This is a genomic window from Gordonia sp. SL306, from assembly GCF_026625785.1.
Taxonomy (GTDB): domain Bacteria; phylum Actinomycetota; class Actinomycetes; order Mycobacteriales; family Mycobacteriaceae; genus Gordonia.
Window position 1 is genome coordinate 1972194 of record NZ_CP113063.1, and the last position, 23928, is coordinate 1996121.

Below are 23928 nucleotides of genomic sequence, written 5' to 3' on the forward strand. Positions count from 1 at the left end.
CTCAGGCGTGAACGCAGGATTCTGTGCTGACCCGTGACGACCGGTTCTCCGAGTCGGTGAAATTCGACTGAACCTGCTTGGCGGTCAACACGAAGCCGGTCTGGTCTGCGGTGTCCTCGGCAGCGCCGAAGACGACGCCGAGCACCTCGCCGTCCGAGTTGATCATCGGGCCACCCGAATTGCCCTGACGGATCTGGCCGCGGACGGTGTACACCTCACGCAGAATCCGGCCGGTGCGGTAGATGTCCGGACCGGACAGATTGATGACCTCACGCACCCGAACGGGATTCACCGCGAACGGGCCCGCCTCGGGATAGCCGAGGACGATCGCGTCGTCGCCGGGTGACGCCTCCTTGTCGGCGAACTTCAGTGGCGGCGCGGTCAATCCCGGGACGTCGAGCACCGCGATGTCGTTGCTGCTGTCGAAGAGCACCACCCGCGCAGGCAACTGCTGGCCGCTCGGGGCGGAGACCGAGAGACGGCGCGTACCCGCGACCACGTGGGCATTGGTCATCACGCGTTCCGGCGACACCACGAAACCACTGCCCTCGAGGGCCTGTCGACAACTCGGCGCGGTCCCCTCGATCTTCATGACGCTGGGACGCGTCTGGTTCACGACGGGCAACTGGACCACCGACGGATCGGGCGGACCGACATTGACGACGGGAGTCCGGCCGAACGGTCCGATCACCTGCGGCAAGCCCGAATTGTCCAGCAGCGCACTGAAGTCCCGGGGCAGATCGCGCAGCCACTGCGGGGCGAACACGTCGACTCCGCCGAGCACCTTGGAGCCGCGGACCGCGCTCGAGAGCTGGGTCTCGGTGGAGCTGCTCAACGGGATCGCCAGCAGCCATGCCGCCACGAGCACGGCGATCACCTGCAGGACCAAGCCGATCACGCTGTCGATCCGGCGCACGCCCCTCGACCGAATACCGCTTCGCGCGGCCCGGCCGAGGATCATTCCCGACACCTCGCCGACGATGATCAGCCCAACCAGCAACACCACGCCGACCAACAACCGCACCGTACTGTCGTCGAACCTCGAGATGATGTGCGGCGCAAGCAGGATTCCGGCGACGGCCCCCAGGATGACCCCCAGGAACGCCAGCGCCGAGGCCACCGCGCCCTGACGGTACCCACTGGCCGCGGCCAGCACGGCGATCACCACGACGATGAGATCCACCCATCCGGAACCGCTCACCTATGTCCACCCTCACCGCGATCGGGATCGCCGACCGCCTGATGCATCGCCTCCGGCAGCACCGCTGAATGGCCGGTCATCTGGGGACTCCCGGCGTCACTGACCTCGCTCGCAGTGCTCCCGGCGGCCGCTGCCTCAATGGCGTCCTCCAGCGGACGCACATCGGACTTGTCCCACGGCACATCCCATCCCGACACCTCGCTGATGGCCGCGATGAGACCGCCGGTGAATCCCCACACCAGCAGACCGTCGACCATGAACGCCGGTCCACGATAGGCGCTCGCCCCCAGCACTTTCCGTTGCACCTGGAAGCGATTCTCCGGCGCCAGCAGCGACCGCAGGTTGACCCGGGCGACCCGCGACGTCTCGGCGGTGTCCATCACCTGCACGTCGCCCGGCCGCTCCCAGTGCGCGAGCACGGGGATGACGTCGAACGCCGACACCGGGACGGGGAAAGACGGCAGGTTCGCCACCACATGCACGCCGTCGGCGATCAGACCGGTCTCCTCGTTCGCCTCTCGTAGCGCGGTACCCACCGGGTAGTCGTCGCCGGAATCCATGGCGCCACCGGGGAAGGCGACCTGCCCGCTGTGCTGCCGGAGCGTCGCGGCACGTTCGGTCAGCAAGATCTCGGCGTCGGCCGGCAGTCCACCCGGATGGTCGGGCGCCTCGTCCCAACTGCCCGAGATCAGCACCAGGACAGCGGCGGCACGGCGGTTCCGACCGATCATCGAGGCCCACCGGGTCCGATCTCCACCCCGATTGAGGACCGCGTCGGTGACGGCACCGACATTGCCCGTCACCGCGCGCATCCATGGCGGGATCTGTCCGGTCGGCACCAGCGGCCCGACCGGTGAGACCTGCTCGTCGCGGTCGGTCATGTCACGGTCGGTCATGTCGCGGTCGGTCATGTCGTCACCCCCAGGTATTGCCGGACCGCGGCGGCGATCTGGTCGGGATCGTCGAAGACCTGCGGGAGCACCTTGGCGACGGTGCCGTCGGCGCGCACCAGGATCGTCGACGGGAAGACCCGCGGGGCCTTGAGCGCGCCGGCGATGCGGGCGTCGGGATCCATGACGACGGGCAGGTGGACGTTGTTCTCGGTGAGGAACCGCAGCGCCAGATAGGGATTCTGCGCACCCTCCTGGGCGTGGACGGCCAGGACCGTCACCTTGTCACCGGCACGCTGCGCGTAGCCGGCCATCTCCGGCAACTCGCGACGACACGGCAGGCACCAGACCGCCCACATGTTCACGACCATCGGTTTCCCGGCGGTGCCCGCCCCGACGTCGTACGGCTTGCCGTCCGCCAGGCACGGCGCGGTCACGCCCGCGAGGACCGACCCCGGACCGACCGGGAGGCCGGTCTGGGGGCAGGGTTCGAGAGCGGCATCGCGTCGGGCCTGGGCCAGCTGGCCCTCGTCCACCTGGGCGTCGGTCGCCTTCGGACCGGTCGCAGTCGCCGGGTCCGATACGCCGGCCGGATCGTCGTCACCGCGTGGCCAGATCGCCACCACCAGGGCGATCATCACGACGATGAAGACCAGGGTCCATCGCGCTGATGCCGGGAAGCGCCCGCGCGGGGGTCGCGACGGTTCCGGTGGGCCGGGCTCGGATTCCGCGGCACTCGAGCCCTCGTCGGTTGGGGTCTGATTCACTGCGCTGTGATCCCCGCCAACTGCAGCAGGTGATCGGTCTCGGGTCCCTTGACCAGCCGGGCGGCCTCGGTCTTGTCCATCGGACCGGTTCCGACCGCCGGGCAGTCCTTCGCCAGGATGCAGACGCCGCAGGCCGGCTTGCGGGCGTGACACACGCGTCGCCCGTGGAAGATCACCCGATGCGAGAGATCCGTCCATTCCTTCCGCTCGATCAGTTCACCGACTGCACGCTCGATCTTGACCGGATCGGATTCGTTGGTCCATCCCCACCGACCGACCAGCCTCGCGAAATGGGTGTCGACGGTGATGCCGGGCACCCCGAAGGCGTTCCCGAGTACGACGTTGGCGGTCTTACGTCCGAACCCGGGCAGTGTGACCAGCTCTTTCAGTGTGTTCGGGACCTCGCCGTCGAACCGCTCGACGAGCGCCTGACCCAGGCCGATGATCGAGTTGGCCTTGTTCCGGTAGAAGCCGGTCGAGCGGATCATCTCCTCGAGTTCGGTGCGGTCGGCCTGCGCGTACGACACGGCGGTCGGATATTTCGCGAACAGCGCGGGGGTCACCATGTTGACCCGGACATCGGTGCACTGGGCCGACAGGATGGTGGCGACCGACAGCTCGAGCGGCGTGGTGAAGTCGAGTTCGCAGTAGACATGCGGGAACGCGACATCGAGGGTCCGGTTCATCCGACGGGCACGACGCACGAGCCCGAGGCGTGTCTGCGCCCCGCCGCTCTTGCGCGGACGGGCCGACGGAGTCGGCACCGCGGGGTCGGTGGTCTTACGTGCGCTCACCGATTCAGGTTAGCCAGATCGTCGCGGCCTGACCGACAGAGACCGTGCGCATCGCCGGGAACGGGGTGCCCACGACGGTGCTACGCATTGGTAACAAGTCAGTGAAGGCCGCCACTCTGGTTGGCGGGAGACGGATCCGATTGTGTTTACTGGTCCCCATGCAAGGACTCGCGGCGCTGCTGTTCCCAGCTGTCCTCATGCTTTTCGCGCTGGCGATGGAGAAAGTCCAGAGTCGGATCGATCGCCTCTCGGTTTCCCGCGATCACGTGGAGGAATTCCTCGAATCGGCCGACGCCGCACACGTGGACACGCTGGCCAAGGAGGGTTTTCCCGCCGCGCTCGACGAGTTCCGCAGTCGCCGTGGGATCGGTGAACCGGCCCTGCCGACGTCGGATTCGATGCTCTCGTCGTCGCCGAAGCGCGCCAGCTGACCGCAGAACCGCCATAACCGACGAAGCCGACTCGCCGCAATGGTCCGGTCCGTGACCCATTCAACACTTATGCTTGGGGCGAGAGTAGCGTTGCACGGGGCAACGCGTCGGCGGGGCGGTATCCACGTGCTTGTAGACGCCGGTGACCAGTTGCCACGCGATTGTGGTTTGGACGAGAAAGGTTCCTAGGTGGAGGACGTACTGGCGCGGGCTGGCATATTCCAGGGTGTCGAGCCCTCGGCCGTCGCAGCGCTGACCAAGCAGCTTCAACCGGTCGATTTCCCTCGCGGCCACGTGATCTTCCACGAGGGCGAGCCCGGTGACCGGCTCTACATCATCCTGTCGGGCAAGGTGAAGGTCGGGCGTCGCTCTCCTGATGGTCGCGAGAACCTGCTGACGATCATGGGACCGTCGGACATGTTCGGCGAGCTCTCGATCTTCGACCCCGGGCCCAGGACCTCGTCCGCGACCACGGTGACCGAGGTCCGCGCGGTCTCCATGGATCGCGACGCCCTGCGCGCCTGGATCAAGGATCGCCCCGAGATCGCCGAACAGCTCCTGCGGGTGCTCGCCCGCCGCCTGCGCCGGACGAACAACAACCTGGCGGATCTCATCTTCACCGATGTGCCGGGACGCGTGGCCAAGCAGCTGCTGCAGCTCGCACAGCGGTTCGGCACCCAGGAGGGTGGCGCGCTGCGTGTCACCCACGACCTGACGCAGGAGGAGATCGCTCAGCTCGTCGGCGCCTCCCGTGAGACGGTCAACAAGGCGCTGGCCGACTTCGCTCAGCGCGGCTGGCTGCGACTCGAGGGCAAGAGCGTGCTCATCGCCGACTCCGAGCGCCTCGCGCGTCGCGCCCGGTAGCACCCGAACATCACACAGAACTCCCACGAACACGATGCAGTGTTCGTGGGAGTTCTGCGTTCGGGTTGTGAACGTGGCTCAGTCCCGCAGGTACTCCAGCTGCGCCTTGACCGACATCCGCGCGGCCGGCCACAGCTTCTTGTCGACGTCCGCGTAGACCTTCCGGACCACCTTCATCGGTTTGGCGTCCTTGGCCGACACACCGAGTTCGTCGAGGGCGGCCACGATCTGGTCGATCCGTTCTTCGCGGTGAGCCTTGTAGTAGCGCGCCACCGGGCCGACTCGGGGGTGGTCGGGGCCGTGGGCGGGAAGAAGTACCGCGTCTTCTCCCTCCACGATGATCCGGTTGAGGGAGTTCAGGTAGTCCCGCAGTGTGCCGTCGGACGGATCGATGACGGTGGTCCCGCTGCCCAGGATGGTGTCGCCGGTGAGCAGGGCGCGCTGTCCGTCGCACTCGACGAGGAAGCTCACCGAATCACCGGTGTGCCCCGGCGTGTCGAGCACGGTGATGCGGACGCCCGCCACCTCGATGACCTCTCGATCAGCGAGGGGTGCCGCACCGTGGGTGAACTTCGACGATCGCGCACGCACCGGGGCGTCGACCCGTTTCCGCAGGCGTTTGATGGCACCGGTGTGGTCGAAATGGCGGTGTGAGATCAACACGAGCGCGATGCCCGGCTGCTCTGCGATCCGCTTGACGTGGCCCTTCTTGTTGGGCGGCCCCGGATCGACCACCACACATTCCGCATGCCCCGGCGCCCGCAGAATCCACGTGTTGGTGCCGTCGAGCTCCATGTTCCCCGGGTTGTTGCACAACAGCACCGACGCGTACGGGGTCACCTCGCGGACGACCCCGTACGCCGGGTGCACCGGCGCCGCGTCGGTTGCGTCACTTCCGTTGTCGGTCATGCCATCCGACACTACCCACAGCGTCTCCGAAGGCAGTGGTTCAGGTCACCGATGATGCAAAGTCCGGCGACGTCGCGACTACGCCGTCCGGTCGACGTCCTCGACGATCTGGGGAGCGAACTCGCTCTGAAGACTCCTCAGCAGCGACGCTCCCTGCGTGACGACGCCCGTCATCAGTTCGTTCACACCTTCGGCTCCGTTGAAGACGGTGAGATTCGACGTGCCGAGGCCCTTGGCGACCTCCCCGACCAGCGCGGGCAACTGCTCGATGAGCTGCTGGTCGAGCGCGATCCGATTGTGCTTCGCGGCCGCCGCCGAGCCGATCTCGACGGCACGCGCCTCCGCCTCCGCGATGATCTGGGTACGACGGGCCTCCGCCTCCGCCGGCTTCACCACCTCGGAGATCAGCTCCTGCTCGCGCAGATCGGCCTGGGCCTGGGCCAGCAACGACTGTTCGCGAGTGATCTCCTGGCTCACCCGGGCCTGCGCCAGCGGACCCGCCTGGGCCGCCTCGGCGTCGGCCTTGTCGGTCTCGGACTTGATCTGAGCCCGCTTGATCGCCGTCTCGCGCTCGTAGTCGGCCTGGTTCCGGAGCGACTCCTGCTGAGCCTTCGACGCCTCCTGGTCGGCTCGTGCGCGTTCGACCGCCGCCTCCCGCTGCACCTTCGCGATGTTCGGGGCCGCGAGAGCGTTGATGTATCCCGAATCCATGTCGTCGATGGACTGGATCTGGAACGAGTCGACGACCAGACCGATCGAACCCATCTCCCGCTTCGATGCCTCGAGCACCTGCCGCGCGAGGGTGTCGCGTTCCCGGATGATCTGCTCGACCGTCATCGATCCGACGATCGACCGCAGATGGCCGGAGAAGACCTGGCCGGTGAGCTGATTCATCTCGTCCTCCTGCTCCGAGATGAACCGCTGCCCGGCGTTGACGATCGACGCGACGTCGCTGCCGACCTTGTGCGCGATCACCGCCCGCACGTTCAGCTGGATGCCCTGGGTGGTCACACAGACCTCGCGGATCTGCGCCTCGTGCAACGCCATCGACAGGAACCGCACCTTGCGGAGGATCGGCATCACCCACTTGCCGTGGCCGACCACGACGTCGAACGGCGCGCCGCCCTCCTGAGCCTTCTTACCCGAGATCAGCATCGCCTCATCGGGTTCGGGAACGTAGTAGCCGAGCATGGTGGCCCTCCTCAGTCGCCGGTCGCGCCGCGACATCTCCGGTGCGCGAACACGAATCATCTGTTTGACGGCTCATGCTACGGCTCGGTTCCAGGATGTCGTTCGGGCAGACGACACCATGGCCAGGCCGAACGTCGGCGCGTCAGGTCGGCAACGGCAGCCAGCGCTCGACGTCGACGATCCGCCCCGGCCGGACCCCGATCACGAGCACCGTCGCGTCGACATCGATCGGCTCAGCGGCCACCGCGATGAACCGCTCGGTTCCGCCCGCGAGGCCCAGTTCCACCTCGCCGAGGGATTCCCCGCCCCCGATCGCCAGGGTGACCACGCCGGTCGTCCCGATCACCGCAGCACACTCCCAGCCGCCTCGCGGTCGACCATCGGGCACACAACACCGTCCACCGTGCGCACTTTCTCGTCGACCGTGCGCGAACGCTCGACGGGCAGGACCCAACTGCACGATCGGCGAGGATCTGCGCACGATCGGCGAAGATGTGTACCCGCTCGGCGGGCGACTCGGGTCCCGCTGGTCGCGCGGGTCACCGGATCAGGCGACCTCGACGATGAGCTCGACCTCCACGGGCGCGCCCATCGGCAGCTCGGCGACACCGACTGCGGAGCGGGCGTGGACGCCCATCTCGCCGAAGATCTCCCCGAGGAGGTCGGAGGCACCGTTGATGACACCGGGCTGACCGGTGAACCCGTGCGCGGAGGCGACGAAGCCCACCACCTTGACGATGCGCACGACCGAATCGATACCGACCAGACCGTCGACGGCGGCAAGCGCGTTCAGGGCGCACTGGCGGGCGGCGACGTTGGCCTGATCCGGGTCGACGACCCCCTCCGCACCCTCGTGCACCTTGCCCGCGACGTCGAGCTCACCGGCCACGATCGGCAGCTGCCCAGCCGTGTAGACGAGGTTCCCGGTCCGCACCGCGGGTACGTAACTCGCGACCGGCGAGACCACCGGGGGCAGTTCGATACCGAGCTCGGCCAGGCGCTGGGTCCATGTACCTGCCATCGGTGCTATCCCTTCGGCCGCTTCAGGTAGGCGACGTGCTGCTCACCGGTCGGGCCGGCCAGCACGCTGACCAGTTCCCAGCCGTCTGCGCCCCACTGATCCAGGATCTGCTTGGTGGCGTGCGTCAACAACGGCACGGTCACGTACTCCCACGCGGTCACTTCACTCATGGACCCACCCTAACGGGTCGAGGGTTGTCGATATGGTGATGCAGTGGTGAACCAAACACCGGCCGACGACGCCGGGCACGCCAACGAATGGCCCGAGTCCGCCGAGCGCGCCCGCCTGCACTTCGTGTCCGGTAAGGGCGGCACCGGCAAGACCACCGTCGCCGCCGCCCTGGCTCTCGCCCTGGCCGCCGATGGCAAGAAGGTCCTCCTCGTGGAATGCGAAGGCCGCCAAGGCATCGCACAGCTCTTCGACATGCCTCCGCTGCCGCCGAACGACACACGGATCGCCACCGCCTCGGGCGGCGGCGAGGTGTCGGCGCTCGCGCTCGACATCGAACACGCCCTCCTCGAGTACCTCGACATGTTCTACAACCTCGGATTCGCCGGTCGCGCGATGAAGCGCATCGGCGCCATCGACTTCGTCACCACCGTCGCGCCAGGACTCCGCGACGTCCTCATCACGGGCAAGATCAAGGAACGGATCATCCACACCGACAAGCAGGGCAGACGCGTCTATGACGCGGTCGTCGTCGACGCCCCGCCGACCGGCCGGATCGGGAACTTCCTCGACGTGACCAAGGCGATGGCCGACATCGCCAAGACCGGGCCGATCCGCAACCAGAGTGATGGTGTGGTGAAACTCCTGCATTCCGAGGACACCGTCATCCATCTGGTCACCCTGCTCGAGGCGATGCCCATCCAGGAGACCGTCGAGGCCGTGACGGAGCTGCGCGAGAAGGACCTGACGATCGGCACGCTCATCATCAACCGCGTGAGTCCGACCCATCTGCCCGCCGGCTTCATCGACGAGATCGCCGAGAGCCGGATCGATGCGCCCCGGGTGCTCGAGCATCTGACCGCGGCAGGCATGCACGTCTCGGACGAGGACCTGGCAGGCCTGCTCACCGAGACCATCGAACACGCGACACGATTGCAGGCCCAGCAGGTGGCCAAGGCGCAACTCGACGACGTGGAGTTGCCAACCCTGGAGTTGCCGACACTCGGCGACGGCATCGATCTCGGGGCGATCTACGAACTCGCCAACCTCTTGCAGAAGGCAGGTGCCTAGATGCCGCTGGACCTGAAGATGGGCTCGGTGCTCACCGATCCCGCCACCCGCGTGGTCATCTGTTGCGGCGCGGGCGGGGTCGGCAAGACCACCACCGCCGCCGCCATGGCGCTGTACGCCGCCGAACAGGGCCGGACCGTCGCGGTACTCACCATCGACCCGGCCCGCCGGCTGGCGCAGTCGCTGGGCATGTCCGAGCTCACCAACGATCCGCAGCCGGTGGACATCGGCGCGGCCAACGGGTCCGGCGATCCGGGCGCCGGTTCCCTCGACGCGATGATGCTCGACATGAGACGCACCTTCGACGAGATGGTGCTGGAGTACTCCTCACCCGACCGGGCGGCCGCGATCATGGAGAACTCCTTCTATCAGACGATGGCGTCGTCGTTCTCCGGGACGCAGGAGTACATGGCGATGGAGAAGCTCGGCAAGCTGCTAGAGCGGGACCACTGGGACCTCATCATCGTCGACACCCCGCCGTCACGGAACGCCCTCGACTTCCTCGACGCACCGCAACGGCTCGGCTCGTTCCTGTCGGGACGGCTGATGAAGGTGCTCGTCGGCGGTGGCCGCGGCGTGGGCCGGATGGTCACCGGCGCGATGAGTCTGGCGATGCGCGGTGTCTCGACGATCATCGGCGGTGACATGCTGCGCGACGTCGCGATGTTCGTGCAGTCGCTCGACTCCATGTTCGGCGGTTTCCAGGACCGGGCGCTCAAGACCTACGAGTTGCTCAAGCAGCCCGGCACCCAGTTCGCGGTGGTCGCGGCGGCCGAACCGGACGCGCTACGTGAGGCGGCATTCTTCGTCGACCGCCTCTCGGAGGAGTCGATGCCGCTCGCGGGCCTGATCCTCAACCGCACCCACCCCAATCTGACGTCGATCTCTGAGTCGTCGGCCCGTGCGGCCCTCGAGAGCGTCGACGACGAACTGACCCGTGGCGTTCTCGAGATCCACTCCGAGCGTGCGGCCAGGGGCAAGCGGGAACTCCACCTGCTGCAACGGTTCACCGCATCGCACCCCGCCGTGCCGATCGTCGGGGTCCCGTCCCTGCCGTTCGAGGTGGCCGACGCCGTCGCGCTGCGCGCCGTCGCCGAGCAGATCGTCAGCCGCGGCTGACAGCTCCCTCCCGAACGACTCCCTCCCGAACGACGACGATGGCCGGCCCCAAGGGACCGGCCATCAGTCTCGTGCGACTGTCGTTCGTCGGTGGGTCACACCGCGTCGGCGCGCTGTCGGCGTCGTTGGGCGTCGAAGAATGCCGCCCAAGACGTGACCTCGGGATGCTGCCGGAGCAACGCCCGCCGCTGCCGCTCGGTCATGCCGCCCCAGACCCCGAACTCGACTCGGTTGTCGAGGGCATCGGCACCACATTCGAGCTGCACCGGGCAGTGCCGGCAGATCGTTGCGGCCTTGCGCTGGGCCGCTCCGCGAACGAACAGGTCGTCGGGGTTTCCTCCCCGGCATCGAGCTTGTGACACCCACATCAACCGAGCGTCATCTCCGGTGGAAACTGCCGCAATCGCCATCCGCCGACCCCTGTCTGTCGTTGTGTCCCGCCGGGTCGTCACGCGTTCTCTGCCACGACTCCGACGTCCCTGACCGTGAACATTTCTCACCCAACTGAAGCATTTGCGCTGGTCACGGCTCCCGCAGCACTGGGCGCGCTTCACATCCCCGAGGGAATGTTAAGTGAGTCACATTCTGCACTCAATTTAAGGATCTGTGCATGGGAGCGCAACCCCTGGAGCAAAGAAAATGGCACCATCGTCCAAACAAGTGACATCAACGCAGGTCAACTGCCCCGTTCGCCGCGCGCGACCCCCCGTGACCCGTGGTCGGACGATGTTGCACCCATCGCACGTATCCTGTGCGTGTGCCGATCTCGAAGAAGCTGTGGCCGCTGGCCGGAGCCTGCCTGTTGGCAGGCGTGTTGGTGGCCGGTCTGTTGTACCCGGTCGCAAGCGGTATGGGCGTGGTGTCCAACCGTGCGGCCTCCGCCGTCGAAAATGTCTCATCGGAGCTGCTCAACGGCACTCTGCCGGAGGTCACCACGATGACCGACTCGGCGGGCACACCGATAGCCGTGCTCTACGACCAGTACCGCTATCAGGTCGGCTACAACGACATCTCGCCGGACATGATCCGCGCGATCATCTCCATCGAGGATCGCCGGTTCCTCGAACACGACGGCGTCGACTGGAAGGGCACCATCCGCGCCGCGCTCAAGAACTCGTCGTCGGGCGAGGTGCAGCAGGGCGCCTCGACACTCGATCAGCAGTACATCAAGAACTACCAACTCCTGGTCCTCGCGCGCACCGAGGCCGACCGGCAGGCTGCGATCGAGACCACCCCGGCGCGCAAGCTGCGTGAGGTCCGCATGGCGCTGACCATGGAACAGTCGCTGACCGACCAGGCGAAACGGGACAAGGGCCTCGACGACGCGGCGGCCAAGCAAGAGGCGAAGAAACAGATCGTCACCCGCTACCTGAACGTGGTGCCGTTCGGCAACAACGCCTACGGCATCGAGGCGGCGGCCCAGACCTATTTCGGCAAGCACGCGAAGGACCTGGCCGTAGAACAGGCGGCCATGCTGGCCGGCATGGTGCAGTCGAGCTCGTCCCTCGACCCGTACACCAATCCGGAAGCCGCGACCAAGCGGCGGAACACCGTCCTCGACACGATGATCCAGAACTTCCCGGATCGCCGCACGGAGCTCGTGGCGGCCAAGGCGAAGCCACTCGGTGTGGTGCCCAATCCACAGACCCCGACGCAGGGCTGTATCGGGGCCGACAACAACGGGTTCTTCTGTGACTACGCGTTGCAGTTCCTCGCCGAGAACGGCATGTCCCGCGACTCGGTGGCACGCGGCGGCTACGTGATCCGCACCACCCTCGACCCCGATGTCCAGCGGTCGACGATACGGGCCGTCAAGGCACAGGCGAATCCCGATTCCGACGGTGTCGCCGACGTGATGAGCGCGATCCGCCCCGGCAAGAAATCGCACGACATCCTGGCGATGGCCTCGAGCCGCGACTACGGGCTCAACCTCAAGGCAGGCCAAACCGTGCAGTCACAGCCGTTCTCGATGGTCGGTGACGGCGCCGGATCGGTGTTCAAGATCTTCACCACCGCGGCAGCGATGGAGAAGGGGCTCGGCCTCGCCTCCAACATCCAGGTACCCGGCTTCGTCGCGCTCGAGGGCATGGGCAACAGCAGCGGGTCCAACGGCTGCCCGGCGAACTCGTACTGCGTCAAGAACGACGGCAAGTATCCCGCTTCGATGTCGGTGACGAACGCGCTCGCGCAGTCCCCCAACACGGCCTTCGTCAAGCTGCTGCAGCAGGTCGGTGTGAAGCCGGCAGTCGACATGGCCGTGCGTCTCGGGTTGCGGTCCTACACCGTGCCCGGCTCGTCGGGCTACGGCGACAAGAGCATGGCCACCTACGTGAAGGAAGGCAACTTCGGCTCGTTCACGCTGGGGCCGCTCCCCGTCAACGGTCTCGAGTTGTCGAATGTCGCCGCCACTCTGGCCTCCGGCGGCACCTGGTGTCCGCCGAACCCGATCGCGTCCATCAGCCGCATCAAGCGCGATCAGTACGGCAATCCGGTGCTCGGGCCCGACGGCAAGCCGGCGATGACCGCCGTCCCGTTCAACCCGCCGCCGTGCGAGCAAGCCGTCGAGGAAGGCCTCGCCAACACGCTCGCCAACGGCCTGAGCCACGACGACAAGGGTGGCGGCACCTCCGCGGGCGCCGCCGGGTCCGCGGGCTGGACCCTGCCGGTCTCCGGTAAGACGGGTACCACCGAGTCGCATCGTTCGTCGGCGTTCCTGGGCTTCACCAACAACATCGCCGGCTCCTCGTACGTCTACAACGACGGCCCGAACCCGACCGGCATCTGCAGCGGCCCGCTGCGACAGTGCTATGACGGCGACCTGTACGGCGGTATGGAGCCCGCGCGCACCTGGTACGCGGCGATGAAGCCGGTGGCCACCAAGTTCGGGCCGGTACGTCTTCCGCCGACCGATCCGCGCTTCATGGCCGGTAACGACCGCGGGCGGATCCCCTCGGTCAGCGGTCTGCCGGCCAGCGACGCGACGTCGCGACTGCAGCGCGCCGGGTTCAAGGTGAACCAGCTCGACGTCGACAGCAACCGTCCGCAGGGCACGGTGGTGTTCACGGCGCCGTCGGATTCGGCGATGCCGGGCAGCGTGGTGACCATCTACGTCAGCAACGGCCGACGCGACGAAGGTGACAAGGGGCCGACCGAGACGACGGTGCAGGTCCCGGGCGTAGGGCCGGTGGTGATCCAACTGCCGGGCTGAGTCACCCGGGGGCCGGAGAAAACCCGTGGGTGCCGCGGGCGTGGCACTGCGTATCCTGAGTGAATGGTTCACGTCGACAACGCCCTCGCGGGCCGAATCACCTCAGCGGGCCTGACCTCCTCGGCAGCGGTGCGCGCAGCCGGCGGACTGGCCGGCCTGGCCGCCGCGGGTCTCTTCTACTCGACGGTGGTCGAACGCAACGCCTTCACGCTCCGGCACAGCACTCTGTCGGTGCTCGAACCCGGTGCCGCGCCGCTGCGTGTGTTGCACATCAGCGACCTCCACATGATGCCCCACCAGCGCCTCAAGCAGGCGTGGGTGTCCGAGCTCGAGGCCCTGGAGCCCGATCTGGTGATCAACACCGGCGACAACCTCGCCCATCCACAGGCGGTCCCGGCGGTCATCCAGTCGCTGGGCGGGCTGCTGTCGCGGCCGGGCATGTTCGTGTTCGGCTCCAACGACTATTTCGGACCGCGCCTGAAGAATCCCTTCCAGTACTTCCGGAGTGACCACACCCGGACCTTCGGCGATCCGCTGCCATGGCAGGACCTGCGTGCCGCATTCATCGAACGCGGCTGGCTCGACGCGACCCACACCGTGCGCGAACTCGAGGTCAGCGGGGTGCGCGTGGTGGCCGCCGGCGTCGACGACCCGCACATCGAGCGCGACCGCTACGAGACCATCGCGGGGCGGCCGAATCCGCTCGCGCATCTGCGTCTGGGACTCACCCACTCGCCGGAACCCCGGGTGCTCGACCGCTTCGCCGACGACGGCTACGACCTCGTGATGGCCGGACACACGCACGGCGGCCAGCTGTGCCTGCCGTTCTTCGGAGCCCTCGTGACCAACTGCGAGCTAGACCGCTCGCGCGTGAAGGGTGTGTCCAGCTGGGGCTCGGCCATGAAGTTGCATGTCAGCGCCGGCCTCGGGACCTCTCCGTATGCACCCGCCCGGTTCTGCTGCCGCCCCGAGGCGAGCCTGCTGACGCTGACGCCGGTCTCGAACGGCGACGCCGAGTTCGACGAGGATCACTCACTGCCGCAACTGGCTTCGGAGATCGGCTGAACGGGCTTGCGGGCGAGCTGAAAGTGCTCGCCTTCGACACGTTCGGCACGGTCACCGACTGGTTCACCGGGATCTCGTCGACGGTCCGGGAAGTGGCGCCGGGCGTGGACGCCGACGCTTTCGCTCGTGAGTGGCGCCGTCGGTACGGACCGATCCTGGCGCGTGTGGAGTCCGGTGAGCTGCCGTGGCGGCGGCTCGACGATCTGCAGACCGAGACCGTCCACGAGGTCGCGGCGCGGTTCGGCTGCGCACTCGACCACGAGCAGGCGACCAGGCTCGTCCGCGGATGGCGCACCATCCCGGGATGGCCGGACGCGGCCGACGGAATCCGCAGACTCCGAACCGGATTCATCGTGTGTGCGCTCAGCAACGGCACCGTCGCGCTGCTCACCGACATGGCCCGGCACAATGGCTTCGAGTGGGATGTCATCGGCGGCTCCGACCTCTGGCGGCACTACAAACCCGCTCGCGAGACCTACTGCGGGCTGGCCGATCTGCTCGAGGCCTCGCCGGCACAGGTGATGATGGTCGCGACTCACCAGCACGACCTCGATGCGGCCCGATCGTTCGGCCTGCGTACCGCGTTCATCGAACGTCCGATGGAGTGGGGTGGCGACCACAAGGACGACTCGGGCTCGCCCGAGAACGACATCCACGCCACCGACGTCCTCGATCTGGCGCAACAGCTCGGCTGCTGATCCGGTCCGGTCCGGTCCGGGGAGAAGCAGCGCGCGGATTCAGGTCAGGGTCAACCGGACCAGCGGCACGTCGTCGATCGACAGACCCGTGGATTCCTCGATGACTCCGGACAACTCGGCATACGCACGGGCATGCGCGTCGCGATATCGGTCCATGACGGCCGTCGCGTCATCGGTACCCAGCACCTCGGCCTGCGCCGGACACCGTGACGACCACCCGATGGACACCCGGCAACGGGGGTCCGCCTGCAGATTCTTGAACCACTGGGCACGTGGCCCGAAACCCGACGCGATCACCACCTGTGTCGCCGACGATCGTTCGACCTTCTCGAGCACCACATAGCGTGTCTCTCCGGTGCGACGCCCGGTGTGCTCGAGCAGCAACAGACGACCACCGAACAGGAAGCCGAGACGGGCGCGGAAAACGATGATCGGCGCTCGCACAAACCACCGGGTCTGCAGCATTCGGGCGGCGATGCTCATCGGACCTCCTCGCGTCGTGCGCCGGTGTCCACCGACATCTACCGCGCCACCCACCGGCCACGCAATCACCCGCTACGGGGGATGTGGCGGCCGTGTGTGTCCGCGACCATGCGGTAGAGGTGACGCGACAAGGCTTCCGGCACCCCATCCGAGAGAAAGGTTGCCATGACCACACCACAGTATGAGGAACCACGGTACGAGGACCATCGCGTGCAGCAGGGCTTCGCAGGAGGCACGACGATCGCGGCCGCGATCCTGCTTCTCACCGGCGGCATCATCGGGCTCCTGCAGGGCATCTCGGCGGTGGCCAAGGACGATCTCTTCGTCGTCGGCCCGCAGTACGTCTACAAGATGGACATCACCAGCTGGGGATGGATCCACATCGTGGTCTCGATCGTCGCGATCGGCATCGCGATCGGGATGTTCACTGGCGCGGCATGGGCGCGGATCGCGGCCATCATCGTCGCGGCGCTGTCGATCATCCTGAACTTCCTGTGGCTGCCCTACTACCCGTGGTGGTCGGTGCTGGTGATCGCCATCGATCTGGTGATCATCTGGGCAGTGGCCACCTGGAGAACGGCCTGAACTCTCGGTCCGCACATTCGGGGCCGCAGCGACATCAGGTCCGGTCTGTGCCTGCCACATCGGCGGGTGCGGGCCGGGCCTCTGCTGCGCCGTGACGACCGGCCCCGCCGGCGAAACGCCGGGCACCGGCCAGCGTGTCCGCGGCCAGCGACTCCTTGCCGTGTCCGAACTCGTTGGAGATGGCAGCGGGCTCGTCGAGGCCCTCCTGCTCCAGCATCGACAACCGGTCGTGCCGGAGGCAGGTCTGCGGCAGTCCGGCAATCTCGGTGGCCAGTCGGATCGCCGCGTCGAGTGACGTCCCTGCCGGGACAACACGATTGGCCAGTCCGATGTCGAGTGCTTCCGGCGCCGACACGGGCCGTCCCGTCAAGATCAGATCCATCGCCCGGCTCGCACCGATCAGTCGCGGTAATCGCACAGTTCCGCCGTCGATCAGGGGCACGCCCCAGCGGCGGCAGAACACCCCGAACACGGCGTCGTCGTCCATCACGCGCAGATCTGCCCACAACGCCAGCTCCAGGCCGCCTGCCACGGCATGCCCCGAGATCGCTGCGATCACCGGCTTGGACAACCGCATTCGCGATGGGCCCATCGGGCCGTCCCCGTCGTCGGCGATCCGATTGGGCGCGCCATCGGCTATGGCCTTGAGATCAGCTCCAGCACAGAAGGTTCCACCTTCGCCGTACAGGACCGCCACCGACGACGAACCGTCCGCGTCGAAGCGACGGAAGGCATCGGCGAGGGCGTCCGCGGTGGTCCGGTCGACTGCGTTGCGCACCTCGGGTCGATTGATACCGATGATCCGGACGGGTCCGTTCGAACGCTCGATGATCACACCGCCGACGATACGCCGCAGCCCCTCCGCCGAGGCCGAGGTCTCTCGCCGTTTCCGGTAACCGTGTGGGTGGTCGTCGCGATAGACGAGGTAGGTCGGGACATCGACGACCGACGGGCGAACCATGACGAATCTGCCACTCTCGCGCGTCGTGTGCGTTGTCGCGACTGCGCTGACCGTGCTGGTAGCCGCTACGGCCTGCGGTACCGACGAGACCGCGCAGCACGATGCACTGCCCGCGGCCACCGCGATGGTGACGACACACATGACCGCTCCCGGCACGGGACCGAAGCCTCCGGCCCCACCCGCAGGCAGCGGCCACGGATTGTGCCTCGACGCGCACTCCCCCATGGTTCATGACGCCATTGCGTCGCTCGGCAGCGACCCGAACGGTGGACAGTGGCAGGTCGAGACGGCGTCCGACAATCCTGTCGGCCGCGGCTGCGACCTCGACTTCGTGCTGGTCACCGGGTCCGGCTACAACGATGCGACCGCCACGAGCCGCGTGCTGCTGTTCCACGGCGGCGAGTTCGTCGGGACCGTCGAGTCCAGGCCCTATTCCTATACGGGCATCGCCGGCTTCAGCCGCAATTCGGTGACTGTGCGTTATCGGTGGCTGCTCGGCGACGACGCGTTCTGCTGCCCGACCGGTGGACCGACAATCGTGACCGCTACCTATGACGACGGCATCCGGCGCGTGGGCATCTTCCCGCCGGGATGACGACTGGCGTGCGGCCGGTCAGCCGGCCTGATCGCGCAATTCGGCCAGTGAGGTGAGGACGGTGATCTGGTCATCGGCCAACGACTCGTCGTCGCGATCGAGCTCGGTGAGCGCGAACTGCTTGAGGTTTGCGAGATTGACGAGGTAGACGTGGTGGTCCGCATTCGTCGACAGACCGATGGGTTCGTGCCCCCGAATCGCCTCGCGCACAAACGTCAGGACGTCCGGCGCGGATTCGGTGAAAAGGATCCGGATGTCGAGCTCATCCGAGGTCAGAAGTGTCGGCATAGCCCATGTTCACACACGGGGCGGCCTGGTATTGACGGAAACGAGGAAGCCCTGACCGGATCTCTCCAGGCCAGGGCTTCTTCTGCAATCTCAACCTTGCGTCGGGGTGGCGGGATTCGAACCCACGACCTCTTCGTCCCGAACGAAGCGCGCTACCAAGCTGCGCCACACCCCGTGTGCAACCTGCGATAGCTTACCCCCACGTCCCCCTGGGGACTAAATCGGCTGGTCAAACGCCGAGTCGGCCCTGTGCCGGCCCCTGCGTGGCCCCCGCATCCTGCACCTCGCGATATAACGTTTCGATCCGTACGGCGCGTTCACGACATTTCGTTTGCTTCGGCAACTTAATCTGGTCGTGCACTATCGTCCGATCGTCTGTACGAACGAAGGGAGGCGCACCATGACCGCCGAGAGAACCGATGTGACAACGCCTGACAGCGACGCCGATCACGGAGCCAAGACCGGGTTCGCATTCGGGATCTCGATCGTGGCGGCTGCGCTGATCTTCGTGGCCAGCCTGGTCGCGATCTTCCAGGGAATCTCCGCAGTGGCCAAAGACGACCTCTTCGTCCTCGGGAACGAGTACGTCTACAAATTCGACCTCACCACGTGGGGCTGGATCCACATCGTCATCGGCGTCGTCGGTGTCCTCGTCGCCGGCGGCCTGGCGGTCGGCGCCGATTGGGCACGCGTCGCGGCGGTGGTCATCGCGTCGGTGTCGATCATCGCGCAATTCCTGTGGCTCCCCTATTACCCGCTGTGGGCCATCCTCATCATCGCGCTCGACCTCATCGTGATCTGGGCGGTCGCGACCTGGAAGCCCGCCGAAGAGTACTGACTGACGCAGTCACCCATCCACGACGACGGCGGCTCCGAATCGCTGGCAACATCCAGCACATCGAACGGAGCCGCCATGCGCATCACCCGCACGACCCGCCCGCTGTTCACGCTGTTCGCGACAGTTGCCCTCACCATCGCAGCCTTGTTCGTCGCGACCGCACCCGCATCGGCCGCTCCCCTGCAGCCGATTCCGAAGCTCGATGCGGAGCGGTATCTGGGTTCGTGGTGGCAGCTCGCCGCAGTGCCCGCGTTCTTCAACCTGAACTGCGCCAAGGACACCAAGGCCACGTACACGCCGATCGATTCCAAGACCATCGGCGTGGAGAACACCTGCGCAACCTTCACCGGCCAGACCAATCGCGTGCAAGGCCGCGCCACCGTCGTCGACCCGGTCACCAAAGCCCAGCTGTCGGTGACGTTCCCCCAGGTTCCGGTGAGCATCAATCCCGGAAACGCTCCCAACTACATCGTCGCCTGGATCGCCGACGGCAAGACCCCGACCGATCCCTACCGGTTTGCCGTCGTCGGCGACCCCACTCGCACATCGGGATTCCTGCTCTCCCGTGACAAGGTCGTCCCCACCTCCACCCTGCGCATGTTGCGCGGTGAGATCGAGAAGGTGGGATTCAACTCGTGCACCTTCCTCGTATCGCCGACAACCGGTGGGCGGACCGACCATTCGCCGCTCTGCACCGTGTAGACCAAAGCAGTGTGTAGACCAAAATACTATGTGGCCGGAATCGGACAGAGTAAGACAGCCCGGGTCCGTGAACGATCCGGCTATCGCGGGTAGGTGACGATCTCCTCTCCGGTTGTCGGGTTGTGCCAGGTGATGGTGCGGTCGGTGTGCATGGTGGGGAGCCAGAGTCCGAGGTGTTTGCGGTGGTGGTCGGGTGTGCACAGCGGCGCGAGATTGAATGCCACGGTCCAGCCGCCGGCCTGTGGGTCGGCATGGTTGAACGTGACGAGGTGGTCGAGTTCGCATTCGTGGGATGGTTTGCCGCACAGCGGGTATCGGCACCACAGGTCGGTGTGCAGGATCTGGTCGCGTAGTCGCCGGGATGGTGTGTAGGTGAGCGCTCCTGGTGGTGGATGGTCAAAGCCGCCGTGGCCGGTGGGATCGACCGGTGGTGCGGGGCCGCGGTCGCCGACGATCAGCCCCGACGGTCGGCGGTGCGCCTCCTCGGGAACGGCGATCAGCGTGGAGTTCTCGGCGAGGGTTGCCGCCAGTGCGGGGTCGATGGCGCCGTAGCCGCGTAGTCGGGGTACGGCGATGCCGGTGGGATCGGACACGAGTGTCCAGGTGGGCGGGTTCGGTGGTACCGCAGTAGGCGGTGTCGTGACGGGGTTGTCCCCATTGTCGCTCGGCTCACTCGGGTCGACCGGGTCGGTGGGTTCGGTGGTTTCGGTGGGTTCGGGGGTGGGGTGTCGCGGGCAGTCGTTGTGTCCGCAGTGGCAGGTGAGTGTTTTGCCGGGGACGCCGGTGATCTCGGCGAGGGCCGTGACGCGTTGTTGTCCAATGCGCCGCGGGTCGCGGCGGCAGAGTCGTTCGGCGATCAGGGTGCTGATCCGTTGGGACCGGTGCACGCCGTCTTCGGCGGGTACGCAGCCGTCGAGGTTCATGTGTCCCGATGAGTCGGCTGTGATGGTCAGGTTCTGCCAGGTGTGCGCGAATTCTTCGCGGGCGTGTGCGGCGCCGTCGGGGTCGAGGCTGATGACGGTCTCGGCGAGTTGGTCGGTGAACACCTTGTCGGTGGTGGGCCGTGATTCCAACTCCAACGCCAGGTCTTCGAAATCGAGAGTCGGCGCAGCATCGGGCGCGTCGTTGAGGTCGGGCACCAGTTGTGCGGCGTAGACCATCTTCGACATGCGGTGGGTGCTGAAGTCGCCGGCCAGATAGGCCATCCGGATCTTGGGTAGCCGTTGCAGGGCGTCGCCGAGGTTGAACCAGGTGCCGGCTTTGGTTCGGGAGAATCCCAGCTGCAGGGAGATCTCGCCGACGGCGGTTTTGTCGGCGGCGCCCCGCACTGTCATCTGTTGTGTGGTGCTCAACGACATCAACATGTCGTCATACGCCGACTGGCCGAGCCGATAGGCCGCCAGCAACGAGCGGGCTTCGTGTTGGCGGCTCGCACGCAGATGTTCGCGCGCGGCAGCGCCGACGGCGGTCGAGGATGCCGACGCGATCGCCGCATCGGCGGCATCGGGATCAGTGCACGAGAACACGACAGCGGGGCCTTCGCAGATCGAAACCGACAGGACACCAACAACATCTGCCCGTCATAGGAAACGACAACCCGCATCACCATCAACTGACAACAGCGTATCCGGACCCACCGACAAGAACCGGCGGCCGAGGATCGTCCGCCGCCGTAGTCTGGCGGGGTGACCACCGATCCCGAGACTCGGCGCACCCGACTGGTCGAGAACGCCTACCGCCTCGCCGACGAGCTCCTCTTCCCGGCAGCGTCCGAGGTCGACCACACCGGCGAGATCCCGGCCGGTCACTGGCACACGATCGCCGACGCCGGACTCTTCGGCATCGCGGCACCGGAAGAATCCGGTGGGCCGGGCCTTGAATTCGCCCAGGTCATCGAGATCATGGAAGTGATGACCAGCGGCTGCCTCACCACCGCGTTCACCTGGCTACAGCATCACGGCGTGGTCATCGCCCTGGCAGGCACGACGAACGCGGCGCTGCGCGACGAGCTCTTCGAGGCCACCGTGTCCGGGCGGCTACGTGCCGGGGTCGCCTACGCCGGCGTGGTACCCACACCACCCCGGATGCGGGCCACCCGCGTCGATGGCGGGTGGCGCTTTGACGGGTATGCGCCGTTCGTGAGTGGTTGGGGCATCGTCGATCTGCTGCAGATCTCCGCACGCGACGTGGCCACCGACGACGTGATCGCCGCGATCCTGCCGATCGAGCCGGCACCGTCGGCCATCAGTGTCACCCCGTTGCACCTGGGCGCGGCCGACGGGACTCGAACGGTGTCACTGAAACTCGACGGTCTCACGGTTCCCGACGACCGGGTGGTGAGCCGGGTGAACCTCGACGACTTCTTCGCGTCGCAGAACATCGGCGTCCGGATCAACGGAACGCTGCCGCTCGGGCTGCTCCGACGATGCGCGGCACTGCTCGACATCTCCGGCCACACCGACGCCGCCCGCGCCCTGCGCGAGCGCGGCAGCGTCGTGCGCACCCGGCTCGACGAGGGCATTCCCGATGCAGCCGTGCTGATCTCGGCCAGGGCCGAAGCCGCCACGCTGGCGCTCGACGCCTCGGCCGCGCTGGTGGCCGCGGACGGCGGACGCGGGTTGCTCCGCGGCAGCCACCCCGAGCGGCTGGCACGCGAGGCGGTGTTCACCCTCGTCGCCGCCAGCCGTCCGCAGCTGAAAGACCTTCTGGTGGCGCGATTCAGCTCCGGTTGAGGCGAGCGGGATAGTCCCGGAGGAACATCGCCTCCACGATCGCCATGTTCTCGATCTCGCTGGGATCCACACTCTCGTTGGGTGCGTGGATGAGGCACAGTGGTTCCTCGACGCCGAGCAGCATGATCTCTGCGTCCGGGAACGTCTCGGCGAACACATTGCACAACGGGATCGAGCCACCCTGCCCCTGCAGCAGGACGTCGGTACCGTAGGCGGTCGTCATCGCGTCGACCATCGTGTCGAAACCGGCTCCTGAGGTGGAACCCGTGAAGGGCGACCCGTCGGCCTCCCGCTCGAACGACACATTCACGTGCCACGGGGCCGCATCCTCGAGATGTGCGATGAGCGCATCCTGCGCATGACGGGCGTTCATCCCCGGCGGCACGCGGAGGTTGATGCGAGCGCGGGCCTTTGCCTGAATCGCCGCCGACGACCCGACCACCGGCGGACAGTCGATACCCAGGACGGTCGCAGCCGGACGCGCCCAGACCATGTCCGATACCCGTCCCGAGCCGACGAGATCCACGCCGTCGAGCACGGTGGCGTCCCGTCTGAACGCGTCGGCCGGATAGTCGACGCCCTCCCAGACCGCGTCGGATTTCAGGCCGGCCACCGTGGTGTTGCCGTCGGCGTCCCGGAGGCTCGCGAGCATCGAGATCAGCGCCGCCAGCGCATCCGGTGCGGCACCGCCGAACATCCCGGAATGCATTGCTGACGAGAGCGTTTCGACGGTGACGACGATGTTCGCGATACCTCGGAGGCTCGTGGTGAGGCTCGGTCGCCCCACTGCGAAGTTGCCTGCATCGCACACCAGGATCGCGTCGGCCCGCAACAGTTCGGAGTTCTTCGGCACAAAATCCTCGAGACCGCCGGTGCCCTGCTCCTCGGACCCCTCGCCGATGATCTTGATGTTCACCGGGATGTCGCCGTCCAGTGCGCGCAACGCGGTCAGGTGGGTCGCGATGTTGCCCTTGCAGTCCGCCGCCCCGCGGCCGTACCAGCGACCACCCCGCTCGGTGAGCGACCAGACCGGCGAATCCCATGCGGCGTCGTCCAGCGGCGGCTGCACATCGTGGTGGAAATACAGCAGAACGGTCGGCGCGTCATCGGGCCCGGCGAGACTGCCGGTGACCGCCTTGCTCCCATCCGACGTCTCGTGCGCCGCGACCTCGGCCAACCCGAGCGAGGTGAAGGTCTCCTGCAGCCAGTCGACCATCTTGTCGCACTCCTCGGGCGGCGACTGCGCCGGATCGTGGACCGAGCGGAATCCCACCATCTCGGTGAGATCTGCCTGAGCCTGCGGCATCAGACCACGGATTCGTTCGCGCAAGGCTTCGTCACTCATCG

At 66.9% G+C, this 23928-nt stretch carries 27 protein-coding genes and 1 tRNA gene; 12 read left to right on the forward strand and 16 right to left on the reverse strand.

Annotated elements, in window-relative coordinates; all coding sequences use genetic code 11:
• Position 1: 1 nt before the first annotated feature.
• Genes OVA31_RS08995 through nth form a run of 4 tightly spaced genes read right to left on the reverse strand, consistent with a single transcriptional unit; the run spans position 2 to position 3652 of the window.
• A complete protein-coding gene (locus OVA31_RS08995; RefSeq protein WP_267630729.1) occupies positions 2-1201 on the reverse strand; it encodes a MarP family serine protease in 1200 nt (399 codons plus the stop codon).
• Complete coding sequence (locus OVA31_RS09000) at positions 1198-2112, reverse strand: NUDIX hydrolase (protein WP_267630730.1); 915 nt, start codon at positions 2110-2112, stop codon at positions 1198-1200. The genes OVA31_RS08995 and OVA31_RS09000 overlap by 4 nt, the downstream gene beginning before the upstream one ends.
• Positions 2109-2858: a TlpA family protein disulfide reductase gene (locus OVA31_RS09005; protein WP_267630731.1), complete on the reverse strand. Its 750-nt coding sequence runs from the start codon at positions 2856-2858 to the stop codon at positions 2109-2111. The genes OVA31_RS09000 and OVA31_RS09005 overlap by 4 nt, the downstream gene beginning before the upstream one ends.
• Positions 2855-3652 (reverse strand): endonuclease III, encoded by a 798-nt coding sequence (nth, locus tag OVA31_RS09010; protein WP_420714161.1) that lies wholly within the window; start codon positions 3650-3652, stop codon positions 2855-2857. Before nth ends, OVA31_RS09005 begins: the two co-directional genes overlap by 4 nt.
• Positions 3653-3810: 158 nt before the next feature.
• Here nth and OVA31_RS09015 point away from each other — a divergent pair, with 158 nt between their 5' ends.
• Together OVA31_RS09015 and OVA31_RS09020 are read left to right on the forward strand one after the other, a co-directional pair.
• Positions 3811-4083, forward strand: coding sequence for a hypothetical protein (locus OVA31_RS09015; protein ID WP_267630732.1), 273 nt, complete (start codon positions 3811-3813; stop codon positions 4081-4083).
• A 189-nt stretch (positions 4084-4272) separates the two neighbouring features.
• Positions 4273-4947, forward strand: coding sequence for a Crp/Fnr family transcriptional regulator (locus OVA31_RS09020; RefSeq protein WP_006330855.1), 675 nt, complete (start codon positions 4273-4275; stop codon positions 4945-4947).
• Positions 4948-5025: 78 nt separating this feature from the next.
• On the opposite strand, the gene OVA31_RS09025 is transcribed toward OVA31_RS09020, so the two are convergent.
• The 5 genes from OVA31_RS09025 to OVA31_RS09045 form a co-directional block, all read right to left on the reverse strand.
• Positions 5026-5856, reverse strand: a complete 831-nt coding sequence (locus tag OVA31_RS09025; RefSeq protein ID WP_267630733.1) for an MBL fold metallo-hydrolase — start codon at positions 5854-5856, stop codon at positions 5026-5028.
• A gap of 78 nt (positions 5857-5934) precedes the next feature.
• On the reverse strand, positions 5935-7047 hold the full coding sequence (locus tag OVA31_RS09030; RefSeq protein WP_267630734.1) for an SPFH domain-containing protein: 1113 nt from the start codon (positions 7045-7047) through the stop codon (positions 5935-5937).
• Between the two features lie 142 nt (positions 7048-7189).
• Positions 7190-7393, reverse strand: a complete 204-nt coding sequence (locus OVA31_RS09035) for a hypothetical protein (RefSeq protein WP_267630735.1) — start codon at positions 7391-7393, stop codon at positions 7190-7192.
• Positions 7394-7594: 201 nt separating this feature from the next.
• Positions 7595-8068, reverse strand: coding sequence for a RidA family protein (locus OVA31_RS09040; protein WP_267630736.1), 474 nt, complete (start codon positions 8066-8068; stop codon positions 7595-7597).
• A 5-nt stretch (positions 8069-8073) separates the two neighbouring features.
• On the reverse strand, positions 8074-8238 hold the full coding sequence (locus tag OVA31_RS09045) for a DUF4177 domain-containing protein (RefSeq protein ID WP_161061438.1): 165 nt from the start codon (positions 8236-8238) through the stop codon (positions 8074-8076).
• 43 nt (positions 8239-8281) lie between these two features.
• Between OVA31_RS09045 and OVA31_RS09050 the strand changes: the two genes are divergently transcribed.
• Both OVA31_RS09050 and OVA31_RS09055 read left to right on the forward strand, forming a co-directional pair.
• A complete protein-coding gene (locus OVA31_RS09050; RefSeq protein WP_267630737.1) occupies positions 8282-9307 on the forward strand; it encodes an ArsA family ATPase in 1026 nt (341 codons plus the stop codon).
• Positions 9308-10426 (forward strand): ArsA family ATPase, encoded by a 1119-nt coding sequence (locus OVA31_RS09055; RefSeq protein WP_267630738.1) that lies wholly within the window; start codon positions 9308-9310, stop codon positions 10424-10426. It begins immediately after the preceding gene.
• Between the two features lie 95 nt (positions 10427-10521).
• Here OVA31_RS09055 and OVA31_RS09060 read toward each other — a convergent pair whose 3' ends face one another.
• On the reverse strand, positions 10522-10836 hold the full coding sequence (locus OVA31_RS09060; RefSeq protein WP_161061435.1) for a WhiB family transcriptional regulator: 315 nt from the start codon (positions 10834-10836) through the stop codon (positions 10522-10524).
• 353 nt (positions 10837-11189) lie between these two features.
• On the opposite strand from OVA31_RS09060, the gene OVA31_RS09065 reads away from it, so the two are divergent.
• The 3 genes from OVA31_RS09065 to OVA31_RS09075 all read left to right on the forward strand — a co-directional run bounded on the left by OVA31_RS09065 (position 11190) and on the right by OVA31_RS09075 (position 15397).
• Positions 11190-13634, forward strand: a complete 2445-nt coding sequence (locus tag OVA31_RS09065; protein WP_324290230.1) for a penicillin-binding protein — start codon at positions 11190-11192, stop codon at positions 13632-13634.
• Positions 13635-13697: 63 nt separating this feature from the next.
• Positions 13698-14699, forward strand: a complete 1002-nt coding sequence (locus OVA31_RS09070) for a metallophosphoesterase (protein ID WP_267630740.1) — start codon at positions 13698-13700, stop codon at positions 14697-14699.
• 17 nt (positions 14700-14716) lie between these two features.
• The gene (locus OVA31_RS09075) at positions 14717-15397 is read left to right on the forward strand and encodes a haloacid dehalogenase type II (RefSeq protein ID WP_267631461.1); all 681 of its coding nucleotides are present in this window, start codon (positions 14717-14719) and stop codon (positions 15395-15397) included.
• A gap of 39 nt (positions 15398-15436) precedes the next feature.
• On the opposite strand, the gene OVA31_RS09080 is transcribed toward OVA31_RS09075, so the two are convergent.
• A complete protein-coding gene (locus OVA31_RS09080) occupies positions 15437-15880 on the reverse strand; it encodes a nitroreductase family deazaflavin-dependent oxidoreductase (protein ID WP_267630741.1) in 444 nt (147 codons plus the stop codon).
• Between the two features lie 165 nt (positions 15881-16045).
• On the opposite strand from OVA31_RS09080, the gene OVA31_RS09085 reads away from it, so the two are divergent.
• Positions 16046-16465: a DUF7144 family membrane protein gene (locus OVA31_RS09085; RefSeq protein ID WP_267630742.1), complete on the forward strand. Its 420-nt coding sequence runs from the start codon at positions 16046-16048 to the stop codon at positions 16463-16465.
• Between the two features lie 34 nt (positions 16466-16499).
• On the opposite strand, the gene OVA31_RS09090 is transcribed toward OVA31_RS09085, so the two are convergent.
• The gene (locus OVA31_RS09090) at positions 16500-17426 is read right to left on the reverse strand and encodes a crotonase/enoyl-CoA hydratase family protein (RefSeq protein ID WP_267630743.1); all 927 of its coding nucleotides are present in this window, start codon (positions 17424-17426) and stop codon (positions 16500-16502) included.
• Here OVA31_RS09090 and OVA31_RS09095 point away from each other — a divergent pair.
• Positions 17425-18021, forward strand: a complete 597-nt coding sequence (locus tag OVA31_RS09095; RefSeq protein WP_267630744.1) for an LppP/LprE family lipoprotein — start codon at positions 17425-17427, stop codon at positions 18019-18021. The two genes, OVA31_RS09090 and OVA31_RS09095, sit on opposite strands and share 2 nt — an antisense overlap.
• Positions 18022-18039: 18 nt before the next feature.
• Here OVA31_RS09095 and OVA31_RS09100 read toward each other — a convergent pair whose 3' ends face one another.
• Positions 18040-18309: a hypothetical protein gene (locus OVA31_RS09100; RefSeq protein ID WP_164310414.1), complete on the reverse strand. Its 270-nt coding sequence runs from the start codon at positions 18307-18309 to the stop codon at positions 18040-18042.
• 101 nt (positions 18310-18410) lie between these two features.
• Positions 18411-18484 (reverse strand) — tRNA-Pro (locus OVA31_RS09105).
• A gap of 225 nt (positions 18485-18709) precedes the next feature.
• Here OVA31_RS09105 and OVA31_RS09110 point away from each other — a divergent pair.
• Positions 18710-19147 (forward strand): DUF7144 family membrane protein, encoded by a 438-nt coding sequence (locus OVA31_RS09110; RefSeq protein WP_267630745.1) that lies wholly within the window; start codon positions 18710-18712, stop codon positions 19145-19147.
• 75 nt (positions 19148-19222) lie between these two features.
• Positions 19223-19849: a lipocalin family protein gene (locus tag OVA31_RS09115; protein WP_267630746.1), complete on the forward strand. Its 627-nt coding sequence runs from the start codon at positions 19223-19225 to the stop codon at positions 19847-19849.
• Positions 19850-19929: 80 nt separating this feature from the next.
• On the opposite strand, the gene OVA31_RS09120 is transcribed toward OVA31_RS09115, so the two are convergent.
• Positions 19930-21375, reverse strand: a complete 1446-nt coding sequence (locus tag OVA31_RS09120) for an HNH endonuclease signature motif containing protein (protein ID WP_267630747.1) — start codon at positions 21373-21375, stop codon at positions 19930-19932.
• 159 nt (positions 21376-21534) lie between these two features.
• On the opposite strand from OVA31_RS09120, the gene OVA31_RS09125 reads away from it, so the two are divergent.
• A complete protein-coding gene (locus OVA31_RS09125; RefSeq protein WP_267630748.1) occupies positions 21535-22581 on the forward strand; it encodes an acyl-CoA dehydrogenase family protein in 1047 nt (348 codons plus the stop codon).
• Here OVA31_RS09125 and OVA31_RS09130 read toward each other — a convergent pair.
• Positions 22568-23926, reverse strand: coding sequence for a dipeptidase (locus OVA31_RS09130; protein ID WP_267630749.1), 1359 nt, complete (start codon positions 23924-23926; stop codon positions 22568-22570). The genes OVA31_RS09125 and OVA31_RS09130 overlap by 14 nt on opposite strands.
• Positions 23927-23928 lie beyond the last annotated feature (2 nt).

Bases quoted from the DNA above. Each gene is read 5' to 3' on its own strand.
- OVA31_RS09000 (WP_267630730.1), bottom strand. From the start codon at position 2,112: ATGACCGACCGCGACATGACCGACCGTGACATGACCGACCGCGACGAG.
- OVA31_RS09015 (WP_267630732.1), top strand. From the start codon at position 3,811: ATGCAAGGACTCGCGGCGCTGCTGTTCCCAGCTGTCCTCATGCTTTTC.
- OVA31_RS09025 (WP_267630733.1), bottom strand. From the start codon at position 5,856: ATGACCGACAACGGAAGTGACGCAACCGACGCGGCGCCGGTGCACCCG.
- OVA31_RS09030 (WP_267630734.1), bottom strand. From the start codon at position 7,047: ATGCTCGGCTACTACGTTCCCGAACCCGATGAGGCGATGCTGATCTCG.
- OVA31_RS09040 (WP_267630736.1), bottom strand. From the start codon at position 8,068: ATGGCAGGTACATGGACCCAGCGCCTGGCCGAGCTCGGTATCGAACTG.
- OVA31_RS09045 (WP_161061438.1), bottom strand. From the start codon at position 8,238: ATGAGTGAAGTGACCGCGTGGGAGTACGTGACCGTGCCGTTGTTGACG.
- OVA31_RS09055 (WP_267630738.1), top strand. From the start codon at position 9,308: ATGCCGCTGGACCTGAAGATGGGCTCGGTGCTCACCGATCCCGCCACC.
- OVA31_RS09060 (WP_161061435.1), bottom strand. From the start codon at position 10,836: ATGGCGATTGCGGCAGTTTCCACCGGAGATGACGCTCGGTTGATGTGG.
- OVA31_RS09070 (WP_267630740.1), top strand. From the start codon at position 13,698: ATGGTTCACGTCGACAACGCCCTCGCGGGCCGAATCACCTCAGCGGGC.
- OVA31_RS09080 (WP_267630741.1), bottom strand. From the start codon at position 15,880: ATGAGCATCGCCGCCCGAATGCTGCAGACCCGGTGGTTTGTGCGAGCG.
- OVA31_RS09085 (WP_267630742.1), top strand. From the start codon at position 16,046: ATGACCACACCACAGTATGAGGAACCACGGTACGAGGACCATCGCGTG.
- OVA31_RS09095 (WP_267630744.1), top strand. From the start codon at position 17,425: ATGACGAATCTGCCACTCTCGCGCGTCGTGTGCGTTGTCGCGACTGCG.
- OVA31_RS09090 (WP_267630743.1), bottom strand. From the start codon at position 17,426: ATGGTTCGCCCGTCGGTCGTCGATGTCCCGACCTACCTCGTCTATCGC.
- OVA31_RS09100 (WP_164310414.1), bottom strand. From the start codon at position 18,309: ATGCCGACACTTCTGACCTCGGATGAGCTCGACATCCGGATCCTTTTC.
- OVA31_RS09110 (WP_267630745.1), top strand. From the start codon at position 18,710: ATGACCGCCGAGAGAACCGATGTGACAACGCCTGACAGCGACGCCGAT.
- OVA31_RS09115 (WP_267630746.1), top strand. From the start codon at position 19,223: ATGCGCATCACCCGCACGACCCGCCCGCTGTTCACGCTGTTCGCGACA.
- OVA31_RS09130 (WP_267630749.1), bottom strand. From the start codon at position 23,926: ATGAGTGACGAAGCCTTGCGCGAACGAATCCGTGGTCTGATGCCGCAG.